7 protein-coding genes are annotated in these 12,368 nt (G+C 49.9%); 6 read left to right on the forward strand and 1 reads right to left on the reverse strand.

From position 1 onward, the window contains the following. Nucleotides 1-80: 80 nt before the first annotated feature. Nucleotides 81-1,442, reverse strand: a complete 1,362-nt coding sequence (locus tag IO95_RS01750; RefSeq protein ID WP_023489789.1) for an amino acid permease — start codon at nucleotides 1,440-1,442, stop codon at nucleotides 81-83. Nucleotides 1,443-2,026: 584 nt separating this feature from the next. Here IO95_RS01750 and pdhR point away from each other — a divergent pair. The 6 genes from pdhR (at nucleotide 2,027) to yacL (ending at nucleotide 12,358) form a co-directional block, all read left to right on the forward strand. Then, nucleotides 2,027-2,791, forward strand: coding sequence for a pyruvate dehydrogenase complex transcriptional repressor PdhR (gene pdhR, locus IO95_RS01755; protein ID WP_037383573.1), 765 nt, complete (start codon nucleotides 2,027-2,029; stop codon nucleotides 2,789-2,791). A 173-nt stretch (nucleotides 2,792-2,964) separates the two neighbouring features. Next, entirely contained in the window at nucleotides 2,965-5,628 is a 2,664-nt protein-coding gene (gene aceE / locus IO95_RS01760; RefSeq protein WP_023489791.1) for a pyruvate dehydrogenase (acetyl-transferring), homodimeric type, read from the forward strand. 13 nt (nucleotides 5,629-5,641) lie between these two features. After that, the gene (gene aceF, locus IO95_RS01765) at nucleotides 5,642-7,237 is read left to right on the forward strand and encodes a pyruvate dehydrogenase complex dihydrolipoyllysine-residue acetyltransferase (RefSeq protein ID WP_023489792.1); all 1,596 of its coding nucleotides are present in this window, start codon (nucleotides 5,642-5,644) and stop codon (nucleotides 7,235-7,237) included. Between the two features lie 298 nt (nucleotides 7,238-7,535). Continuing rightward, nucleotides 7,536-8,960, forward strand: a complete 1,425-nt coding sequence (gene lpdA, locus IO95_RS01770; protein ID WP_023489793.1) for a dihydrolipoyl dehydrogenase — start codon at nucleotides 7,536-7,538, stop codon at nucleotides 8,958-8,960. Nucleotides 8,961-9,250: 290 nt separating this feature from the next. Beyond that, nucleotides 9,251-11,848 carry a bifunctional aconitate hydratase 2/2-methylisocitrate dehydratase gene (gene acnB, locus IO95_RS01775; RefSeq protein WP_023489794.1) on the forward strand — a complete coding sequence of 866 codons (2,598 nt, stop codon included), beginning with the start codon at nucleotides 9,251-9,253 and terminating at the stop codon, nucleotides 11,846-11,848. Between the two features lie 147 nt (nucleotides 11,849-11,995). Continuing rightward, complete coding sequence (gene yacL / locus IO95_RS01780) at nucleotides 11,996-12,358, forward strand: protein YacL (RefSeq protein WP_023489795.1); 363 nt, start codon at nucleotides 11,996-11,998, stop codon at nucleotides 12,356-12,358. Nucleotides 12,359-12,368 lie beyond the last annotated feature (10 nt).

Here is a 12,368-nt window from a genome sequence, read left to right on the forward strand (position 1 = left end):
GGCTTAAAGCGCTATAGCCAGCCCCTCTGTGATTTGATTAATGTGTCTTACTCAAACCGCAGGGGGGGCTGGCCGATGAATCAGTTTACTGATTGTTGAGTTTTTTGTTTAATCGCATAGCCGATACCGAGAATGGCAACCCACACTGGAATTAACAGAACGGAAATCCGAATGCCAGGTGTTAGGTACATAATCACCAGAATACCCGCCAGAAATGCCAGGCACAGATAGTTACTGAACGGATACCAGAACGCCTTGAACTTCGGTTGTACCCCTTCACGCATTTTAGCGGCACGGAATTTCAGGTGTGCCAGGCTGATCATCGCCCAGTTGATCACCAGCGCAGAGACCACCAGTGCCATCAATAGCTCAAAGGCACGGCCAGGAATCAGGTAGTTGATCAATACACAGAACCCGGTTGCCACGGCAGAGAAACCAATGGCAATCACTGGCACGCCACGGCCATCGACCTTCATTAGGGCTTTCGGGCCATTACCTTGTTTCGCCAGACCGTACAACATGCGGCTGTTGCAGTAAACACAACTGTTATAGACCGATAGTGCGGCAGTGAGTACCACGATATTGAGTACCGTTGCCACCATATTGCTGTTTAATGCATGGAAGATCAGGACAAATGGGCTACCACCTTCAACCACTTTACCCCACGGATAGAGTGACAGCAGAATGGTCAGGGAGCCGATATAAAAAATCAGGATACGGTAAATGACCTGGTTAGTGGCTTTGGGAATGCTTTTTTCCGGGTTATCAGCTTCAGCTGCGGTAATCCCCACCAGTTCCAACCCACCGAATGAGAACATGATCACCGCGATAGCCATCACTAATCCCATAACACCGTTCGGGAAAAATCCCCCTTGAGCCCAAAGATTGGTCACTGTGGCTTCTGGTCCACCCTGGCCGCTGAGCAACAAATAAGAGCCAAAGGCGATCATACCGATAATGGCGACCACTTTGATGATGGCAAACCAGAATTCCATCTCTCCATAGACCTTCACATTGGACAGGTTGATGGCATTGATGACCAGAAAGAACACGGCGGCCGAAACCCAGGTTGGGATCTCTGGCCACCAGTATTGTACATAGATACCCACAGCCGTCAGTTCCGCCATGGCAACCAGCACATATAACACCCAATAATTCCAGCCAGAGGAGAAACCTGCGAACCCCCCCCAGTATTTATACGCAAAGTGACTAAAAGAACCAGCGACCGGCTCTTCAACGACCATTTCACCTAATTGACGCATGATCAGGAACGCAATAAAACCGCCAATGGCATAACCCAGAATGACTGATGGGCCAGCCATTTTTATGGTTTGGGCGATACCCAGAAACAAACCGGTACCGATTGCCCCGCCTAACGCAATAAGCTGAATATGGCGGTTTTTCAGGCCGCGTTTCAGCTGGTCGTGTTGTTGACCACTCATTAAAAGAATCCTCTGTTGTTGCAGAACACGAATATTGCAGAACATGAATGTTGCAGATGTTGTTGCAGAACACCGATGTTGCAGAATGCCAATGCTGTAAATTTTAAATTACAATTTGTGTATTTTTTTATTTACATTTTTTGATATCGGAAATCTATCCCTCTACTACCATGCGGCACAGAATAGTGGTAAGCACGAAAGTTTGCACCTGTTTTATACTCAAGTTTATTCATATTGAGAGGGAATAGGGGCGTGTTCAGTGTTCTATGCTTCTTTCTTTCAACGCTAGGCAGTCAGTATGCCAACTCTCCCTGCTGCCATTATGCTGTCATAACAGCTTGATATTCATGCTAACCATAAGTTTCATAAAAGTTAAACTCGTCACTGGCCGTGTAAATGGTATTACCAATGCGGCGTTAATGGATTGCGCATTTTTGTGGTCTGACAAGTTAAAAATGGCGGCTTAAATGATTTCGATCAAATTCCATATGGACAATAGGTGAATGATTTGTTACTTTGTCGGCACGTTTTTGGAATTGGTATTACCAATTGACTCCGCGCCCTTCGCTGAGAAGAAAGCATCCATGACATACAGCAAAATCCGCCAACCTAAATTGTCAGATGTTATCGAGCAACGGCTCGAGTATCTGATCCTTGAGGGGACACTGCGTCCGGGCGAAAAGCTACCCCCGGAGCGGGAGCTGGCAAAGCAATTTGATGTTTCTCGTCCTTCGTTGAGAGAAGCTATTCAGCGCCTTGAAGCCAAGGGGCTGCTGCTGCGTCGTCAGGGTGGTGGCACCTTTGTACAAACCAATTTGTGGCAGAGCTTCAGCGATCCGTTGGCTGAACTGCTTGCTGACCATCCCGAATCACAATTCGATCTGCTTGAAACCCGTCATGCCCTTGAGGGCATCGCCGCCTATTATGCCGCACTACGTGGCACCGATGAGGATCTGGCGCGTATCCGCGATTGTCATGATGTTATTGAGCAAGCTCAGAACAGCGGCGATCCCAACGCGGAAGCCGAGGCGGTGATGCAGTATCAGGTTGCGGTAACCGAAGCGGCTCATAACGTGGTGTTACTCCATCTGCTGCGTTGTATGGGGCCAATGTTGCAACAAAACGTCCATCAGAACTTTGAATTGCTTTACTCGCGCCATGAGATGTTGGCAACAGTGAGTAGTCATCGCGCCAGAATTTTTGAGGCGATAATGGCTCGCGAACCTGAAAAGGCCCGTGAAGCCTCGCATCGTCATTTGGCGTTTATTGAGGAAATTTTGCTGGATCTCGACAGAGAACGCACCCGACGCGAGCGATCGCTGCGGCGTCTCCAGCAACGCAAGGATTAATAGAGTGGTTCTCTGCAGTGGACACCAGCCTGTGGAGATAAAGCTCGAAGTGCTGAATTTAGCATTTAAAGTAGAAACCGATACCCAAGTTGATTCGAGTTGTAGCCAATAACACTGCCGCTTGAGAAACGATGGGAATAAACAAAACCATTAGACAGATAAGGAATACCACCATGTCAGAACGTTTAAACAATGACGTGGATCCGATCGAAACTCGCGACTGGTTACAGGCGATCGAATCGGTCATCCGTGAAGAAGGTGTTGAGCGAGCTCAGTTTCTGATTGATCAACTCTTGGGGGAGGCCCGCAAAGGTGGTGTTAGCATTGCTGCGGGCGCTGGCGCTAGTAAGTATATCAATACCATTGCGGTAGAAGATGAACCTGCTTACCCCGGGGACCAGGATCTGGAACGTCGTATTCGTTCCGCGATCCGTTGGAATGCGGTCATGACGGTACTGCGTGCTTCGCAGAAAGATCTGGATCTGGGCGGCCATATGGCTTCTTTCCAATCCTCAGCTACCTTCTATGAAGTCTGCTTTAATCACTTTTTCCGTGCCCGTAATGCCAAAGATGGTGGTGATCTGGTTTACTTCCAAGGTCATATCTCCCCTGGCGTTTATGCTCGTGCCTTCCTGGAAGGCCGCTTGACCGAAGATCAAATGAACAATTTCCGTCAGGAAGTTCATGGTAAAGGGCTCTCTTCTTACCCGCACCCTAAACTGATGCCGGAATTCTGGCAGTTCCCAACAGTCTCTATGGGGTTAGGCCCGATCAGCGCTATCTATCAGGCTAAGTTCCTCAAGTATCTGGAACATCGTGGTCTGAAGGACACCTCAGGACAAACCGTTTACGCTTTCCTGGGTGATGGCGAAATGGATGAGCCAGAATCCAAAGGGGCGATCACTATCGCTACCCGTGAAAAGCTGGATAACCTGGTGTTTGTCATCAACTGTAACTTGCAGCGCCTCGATGGCCCAGTTACCGGTAATGGCAAGATTATTAATGAGCTGGAAGGTATCTTCGCGGGTGCTGGCTGGCAAGTATTGAAGGTCATCTGGGGTGATCGCTGGGATGAGTTGCTGCGCAAAGACACCAGCGGCAAACTGGTCCAATTGATGGGTGAAACCCTGGACGGCGACTATCAGACCTTCAAATCCAAAGACGGCGCTTATGTGCGTGAGCACTTCTTTGGTCGTTACCCGGAAACTGCTGCCTTGGTGAAAGACATGAGCGACGATGAGCTCTGGGCACTGAACCGCGGTGGTCACGATCCGAAGAAAGTCTATGCGGCACTGAAAAAAGCGCAAGAGACCAAAGGTAAAGCGACAGTTATCCTGGCCCATACCATTAAAGGTTACGGCATGGGTGAAACCGCAGAAGGCAAAAATATTGCCCACCAGGTGAAGAAAATGAACATGGAAGGCGTTCGCCATTTCCGTGATCGTTTCAATGTGCCAGTTGCCGATGCTGACATCGAAAAACTGCCGTACGTCACTTTCGACAAAGATTCTGCAGAATCCCAATATCTACACCAACGTCGTCAGGCACTGGAAGGCTATGTTCCTACTCGCCTGCCAGCGTTTACCGAGAAACTGGAAATGCCAGCACTGGAAGAGTTTGCCCCATTGTTGGAAGAGCAGAATAAAGAAATTTCTACCACCATCGCCTTTGTTCGTGCTTTGAACGTGATGTTGAAGAACAAGTCGATCAAAGATCGTCTGGTGCCAATTATCGCTGATGAAGCGCGTACCTTTGGTATGGAAGGCTTGTTCCGTCAAATTGGTATCTACAGCCCGAACGGTCAGCAGTACACGCCGCAAGATCGTGAGCAGGTGGCGTACTACAAAGAAGACGAGAAAGGGCAGATTCTGCAGGAAGGGATCAACGAACTGGGGGCTGCTTCTTCATGGTTGGCTGCTGCCACCTCCTACAGTACCAACGATCTGCCGATGATCCCGTTCTATATCTACTATTCGATGTTCGGTTTCCAACGTATCGGTGATCTGTGTTGGGCTGCTGGCGACCAACAAGCTCGTGGTTTCCTGATTGGCGGAACCTCAGGCCGTACTACGCTCAATGGCGAAGGTCTGCAGCACGAAGATGGTCACAGCCATATTCAATCGCTGACGATCCCTAACTGTATCTCCTATGACCCGGCTTATGCGTACGAAGTAGCCGTAATCATGCATGATGGTCTGGTGCGGATGTATGGTGACGCGCAAGAAAACGTCTACTACTACCTGACCACACTGAACGAAAACTACCATATGCCAGCCATGCCTAAGGGCGCTGAAGAAGGCATTCGTAAAGGGATCTATAAACTGGAAACCTTGGAAGGTAGCAAAGGCAAAGTACAATTGCTGGGTTCAGGTGCCATCTTGCGTCATGTTCGTGAGGCAGCTCAGATCCTGGCGAAAGACTATGGTATCGGTTCAGATGTATTCAGTGTGACTTCGTTCACCGAACTGGCGCGTGAAGGTCAGGATTGTGAGCGTTGGAATATGCTGCATCCAACCGACGCGCCACATGTGCCTTACGTTGCTCAGGTGATGAGTGATGCACCAGCAGTCGCGGCGACCGACTACATGAAGCTGTTTGCAGAGCAGATCCGTAACTTCATCCCGGCAACGGATTACTGTGTACTGGGTACTGATGGTTACGGTCGTTCTGATAGCCGTGAGAACCTGCGTCACCACTTCGAAGTCGACGCTGGTTATGTCGTGGTCGCGGCCCTGGGCGAATTGGCTAAACGTGGTGAAATCGATAAGAAAGTGGTTGCGGAAGCTATCGCCAAATTCAATATCGATGCAGATAAAGTCAACCCACGTTTGGCATAAGAGGTAAAGAACAATGTCTATCGAAATTAAAGTGCCGGACATCGGTGCAGACGAAGTTGAAATCACCGAAATTCTGGTGAAGGTTGGCGATAAAGTTGAAGTAGAACAATCGCTGATCACGGTGGAAGGTGACAAGGCTTCTATGGAAGTTCCCTCGCCACAAGCTGGTGTGGTGAAAGAGATCAAAATTGCTGTGGGTGATAAAACCACCACGGGCAAATTGATCATGATCTTTGACGCTGCCGGGGCCGCTGGGGCTGAAACAACTGCACCAGTCGCCAACAGCGCGGAAAAACCAGCGGTGGTTGCTGCTGCGGTAAGTGCTGACCAAGACGTTGCGGTGCCCGATATTGGCTCTGATGAAGTGGAAGTCACCGAAATTCTGGTGAAGGTAGGGGATGTGGTTGCCGCCGAGCAGTCACTAATCACTGTCGAGGGCGATAAAGCCTCGATGGAAGTTCCCGCGCCATTCGCTGGTACGGTTAAAGAGATCAAAATCAATACTGGCGATAAAGTGAAGACCGGTTCCCTGATTATGGTCTTTGCCGTGGCTGATGCGGCGGCTCCGGCTCCGGCCGTAGCGGTTGCCGCACCTGCACCTGTTGCCAGCGCACCGGCTGCTGTGGCTCCGGCTGCACAACCGGCACCAGTTGCTGATACCAACCGTGGTGAGTTCACTGAGAACGAGGCTTACGTTCATGCTACCCCAGTCATCCGCCGCTTGGCGCGTGAGTTTGGTGTTAACCTGGCGAAAGTGAAAGGTACCGGGCGTAAAGGCCGTATTCTGCGCGAAGACGTTCAGGCTTACGTGAAAGACGCGGTTAAACGTGCGGAAGCTGCGCCGGCTGCGGCTGGTGGTGGTCTGCCTGGTATGCTGCCATGGCCGAAGGTGGACTTCAGCAAGTTTGGTGAGATCGAAGAAGTTGAAATGGGCCGTATCCAGAAAATTTCTGGTGCCAACCTGAGCCGCAACTGGGTGATGATCCCCCATGTAACTCACTTCGACAAAACGGATATCACTGACCTGGAAGCGTTCCGTAAGCAGCAGAACAGTGAAGCAGAAAAGCGTAAACTGGATGTGAAGTTCACGCCAGTGGTGTTTATCATGAAAGCAGTTGCTGCCGCCTTGGAACAGATGCCACGTTTCAACAGTTCTCTGTCTGAAGATGGCCAAAAGTTGACACTGAAAAAATACATCAATATTGGTGTGGCAGTGGATACGCCAAATGGTCTGGTAGTGCCGGTGTTCAAGGACGTGAATAAGAAAGGCATTGTGGAGCTTTCCCGCGAGTTGATGGCTATCTCCAAAAAAGCGCGTGACGGTAAGCTGACGGCCGGTGAAATGCAGGGCGGGTGTTTTACCATCTCCAGTTTGGGTGGTATTGGGACGACCCACTTTGCGCCGATTGTTAATGCGCCGGAAGTGGCTATTCTGGGGGTTTCCAAGTCGTCTATGGAGCCGGTGTGGAATGGTAAAGAGTTCATGCCACGCTTGATGATGCCGATGTCTCTCTCCTTCGACCACCGTGTGATCGACGGAGCTGATGGCGCACGCTTTATCACTATTATCAATAATATGCTGTCTGATATTCGCCGTCTGGTGATGTAATGAATCAAGGGGCGGTAGAGATGCTGCCCCTTTTGCAATTCAGTTGCGGTTCTGACGAGTTTTACATGACTCGACAGAATTGTTGCGACACGGGTCACTCGAACACGCTTTGCAGCTTATTAACAATTCTGTAAACTGCTTATACACAAAATAATTCGATTTATTTGATGTCAGGCAGTAGAAGCGGGTTAGTCAAGGACGTCTTTAAAGCACAAGTAACGCTAACAATGCAGCAACTTGAAAGACGCAGGGGATAAATAAACGTCTGACCCGGCGGACAAACAATTAAGAGGTCATGATGAGTACTGAAATTAAAACTCAGGTCGTGGTAATTGGGGCGGGCCCGGCAGGTTATTCTGCTGCTTTCCGTTGCGCTGATTTAGGTCTTGAAACCGTTCTGGTTGAGCGTTACCCGACACTGGGTGGGGTTTGTTTGAACGTGGGCTGTATCCCTTCTAAAGCATTGCTGCACGTTGCCAAAGTGATCGAAGAAGCCAAAGCGCTGGCTGAGCACGGCATTGTTTTCGGCTCGCCGAAAACCGACATCGATAAAGTGCGTATCTGGAAAGAAAAAGTGATCACCCAACTGACCGGTGGCCTGGCGGGTATGGCTAAAGGCCGTAAAGTGAAAGTGGTCAATGGTCATGGCAAGTTTACTGGCTCCAACACTCTGCTGGTGGAAGGGGAGAATGGTGCAACCACCATTAACTTCGACAATGCCATTATTGCTGCAGGTTCCCGCCCAATCCAACTGCCATTTATTCCCCATGAAGATCCACGCATCTGGGATTCAACCGATGCCTTGGAGCTGAGAAGCGTTCCTGAGCGTTTGCTGGTGATGGGGGGCGGTATTATCGGCCTGGAGATGGGTACGGTATACCATGCACTGGGTTCAAATATTGATGTGGTTGAAATGTTTGATCAGGTGATCCCTGCTGCTGACAAAGACGTTGTGAAGGTCTTTACCAAGCGGATCAGCAAGCAGTTTAACCTGATGTTAGAGACCAAGGTTACCGCCGTAGAAGCCAGAGAAGATGGCATCTATGTGAGCATGGAAGGCAAGAAAGCACCTGCTGAACCACAGCGTTATGACGCCGTGTTGGTTGCTATTGGCCGTGTACCTAATGGTAAGCTGCTTGATGCTGGCAAAGCAGGCGTGGAAGTTGACGATCGTGGCTTTATCCATGTTGACAAGCAACTGCGTACCAATGTGCCGCATATTTTCGCCATTGGTGACATTGTGGGTCAGCCGATGCTGGCACACAAAGGTGTCCATGAAGGCCATGTCGCTGCCGAAGTTATCGCTGGCATGAAGCACTACTTCGATCCGAAAGTGATCCCATCCATTGCTTATACCGAACCCGAAGTGGCATGGGTGGGTATGACCGAAAAAGAAGCCAAGGAAAAAGGCGTTAGCTACGAAGTGTCGACCTTCCCATGGGCAGCTTCTGGCCGTGCTATCGCTTCTGATTGTGCTGATGGTATGACCAAACTGATTTTTGACAAAGAATCCCACCGTATCATCGGGGGCGCGATTGTCGGCACTAACGGCGGTGAATTGCTGGGTGAGATTGGTTTGGCTATCGAAATGGGTTGCGATGCAGAAGATCTGGCATTGACTATCCATGCGCACCCGACTTTGCATGAATCTGTCGGCTTGGCAGCAGAAATCTACGAAGGCAGTATCACTGACTTGCCTAACCCGAAAGCCAAGAAGAAGTAATTTTTGCGCTCTTGCGGTTAATCAGCGGCTCCTATATAGGAGCCGTTTTTTTATGTGCCGCTTTTTATGAGTTAAGCTGAGGCGTTGCCAGCGTCAACGGCTTGCCAGACGATTACACCATCGGCAACGATTCAGCAAAGATTTGATGTTGCTTTTATGTGAAGGAATTAACAACGGTTTTAAAGCCTGCTATGCTGGCTGAGTCAAACGAGGTGCTGTACCTTGCCACCCAATAACAGTGCCTGTCAGGAACAATCATAATCAATAACAATGTGAGCGAGGAGAACGTCGTGCTAAAAGAATACCGTAAGCACGTAGCCGAGCGTGCTGCAGAGGGTATTGTCCCTAAGCCGTTAGATGCGATACAAATGGCTGCATTGGTCGAGTTATTAAAAAATCCGCCAACAGGTGAAGACGAATTTTTGTTAGACCTGCTGATTAACCGCGTACCACCAGGCGTTGATGAAGCCGCCTATGTTAAAGCCGGTTTTTTGGCTGCTATCGCGAAAGGTGAAACCACTTCTCCTCTGATTACGCCAGAAAAAGCCATCGAGTTATTGGGTACTATGCAAGGCGGTTATAATATTCATCCGCTGATTGATGCATTGGATAACGAAAAGTTGGCACCGATTGCCGCCAAGGCACTTTCTCATACCCTGCTGATGTTTGATAACTTCTACGATGTGGAAGAAAAAGCCAAGGCCGGTAACGCCTTTGCCAAGCAGGTCATGCAATCTTGGGCGGATGCCGAATGGTATCTTTCACGCCCTAAGCTGGCAGAAAAAATTACCGTCACTGTATTTAAGGTCACCGGTGAAACCAATACCGATGATCTCTCACCAGCACCAGATGCCTGGTCACGTCCCGATATCCCACTGCACGCCTTGGCGATGCTGAAGAACGAACGTGAAGGTATCACGCCAGATCAGCCTGGCAGCGTTGGCCCGATCAAACAGATTGAACAACTGAGCAAAAAAGGTTTTCCATTAGCCTATGTGGGCGATGTGGTGGGTACCGGTTCTTCTCGTAAATCTGCCACCAACTCGGTGCTGTGGTTTATGGGGGACGATATCCCTTATGTGCCGAACAAGCGTGCTGGCGGTGTGGTACTGGGTGGGAAAATTGCCCCTATCTTCTTTAATACCATGGAAGATGCAGGTGCATTACCCGTCGAAGTCGATGTTTCTAACCTGAATATGGGGGATGTTATCGATATCTTCCCATACCAGGGTGAAGTACGGAACCACCAAACAGGCGAAGTGTTGGCCAAGTTTGAATTGAAGACCGATGTGTTGCTGGATGAAGTGCGTGCTGGTGGGCGTATTCCACTGATTATTGGCCGTGGCTTGACCAGTAAAGCGCGTGAAGCCCTTGGGTTGCCACACAGCGACGTCTTCAATGTTGCTAAACCGGTTGCCGCTAGCAATAAAGGTTTTTCACTGGCACAGAAAATGGTTGGTCGTGCTTGTGGTGTCGCTGGTGTTCGCCCAGGTGAATATTGTGAGCCCAAGATGGCTTCAGTGGGCTCACAGGATACCACCGGCCCAATGACGCGCGATGAGCTGAAAGACCTGGCTTGTCTGGGTTTCTCTGCTGATCTGGTGATGCAGTCATTCTGCCATACTGCGGCTTACCCTAAGCCAGTGGATGTGGTCACTCATCACACCCTGCCTGATTTTATCATGAACCGGGGTGGCGTTGCCTTGCGTCCTGGTGACGGTATTATTCACTCGTGGTTGAACCGGATGCTGTTGCCAGACACCGTAGGAACCGGTGGTGATTCACATACCCGTTTCCCTATCGGGATCTCTTTCCCTGCGGGTTCTGGCCTGGTGGCGTTTGCTGCCGCGACCGGCGTCATGCCGCTGGATATGCCGGAATCAGTATTGGTACGCTTCAAAGGTAAAATGCAACCCGGGATCACCTTACGTGATCTGGTTCATGCCATCCCTTACTATGCTATTCAGCAGGGCCTGCTGACGGTTGAGAAGAAGGGTAAGAAAAATATCTTCTCTGGCCGTATCCTGGAAATCGAAGGTTTGCCTGAGCTGAAAGTGGAGCAGGCATTTGAGCTGGCGGATGCTTCTGCTGAGCGTTCTGCTGCCGGTTGTACCATTAAGTTGGATAAGGCGCCGATCCAGGAGTATCTGAATTCCAATGTCGTGCTGTTGAAGTGGATGATCGCTGAAGGTTATGGTGACCGTCGTACCTTGGAGCGCCGTATTCAAGGGATGGAAAAATGGTTGGCCGATCCACAACTGCTGGTCGGTGATGCTGATGCAGAATATGCCGCAGTGATTGAAATCGATCTGGCGGATATCAAGCAACCTATCCTGTGTGCGCCAAATGACCCAGATGATGCGCGCTTGTTGTCCGATGTGGCTAACAGCAAGATCGATGAAGTCTTTATCGGCTCCTGCATGACCAACATCGGTCACTTCCGTGCGGCAGGCAAGTTGTTGGAGCAGCATAAAGGCCAACTGCCAACCCGTTTGTGGGTGGCACCGCCAACCAAGATGGATGCGGCTCAACTGACTGAAGAGGGCTACTACAGCGTCTTTGGCAAGAGTGGGGCGCGTATCGAGATCCCAGGGTGTTCACTCTGTATGGGCAACCAGGCACGGGTAGCGGATGGCGCGACCGTGGTCTCTACCTCAACCCGTAACTTCCCGAACCGTTTGGGAGCCGGAGCCAACGTTTACCTGGCTTCCGCGGAACTGGCGGCAGTGGCTGCTCTGTTGGGGCGCTTGCCAACGTCAGATGAATATCAGGGTTATATGGCGCAGGTTGATAAGACGGCAGCGGATACTTACCGTTATCTGAACTTTGACCAGTTAAGCCAATATACTCAGAAAGCAGATGGGGTGATTTTCCAGACTGCGGTATAAGTCAGCGTATTATTATCTCTAGTATTATCGGGGGACCTGCGGGTTCCCCTTTTTTGTCTTGGTCGCTAAATCTGTTATGCAAAGTAACTTGAGTACAGTCGCCAATTAGCGTTTAAACTTATAAAAACGACTCAGGGGGAACAGGCTATGGATTACGAATTTCTACGTGATGTCACTGGCCAGGTGGTTGTCAAATTTTCTATGGGGCATGAGGCGATTGGTCACTGGATCAATGAAGAGCTGAAAGGGGATCTCAATATACTTGATCAGATTGAGGCCGCAGCGGCGGAGCTTAAAGGCAGTGAACGTCAGTGGCAGTTAGCCGGTCATGAATATACGTTGCTACTGGATAGTGAAGAAGTGATGATCAGAGCCAATCAGCTGGAATTTGAGAGTGACGAAATGGAAGAGGGAATGAACTACTATGATGAAGAAAGCCTCTCTTTTTGTGGTGTAGAAGACTTTCTGGCCGCGCTGCAAGCGTATCGAAATTTTATGCTGAATCACTGAATTCAGATGT

The organism is Serratia sp. DD3 (assembly GCF_000496755.2).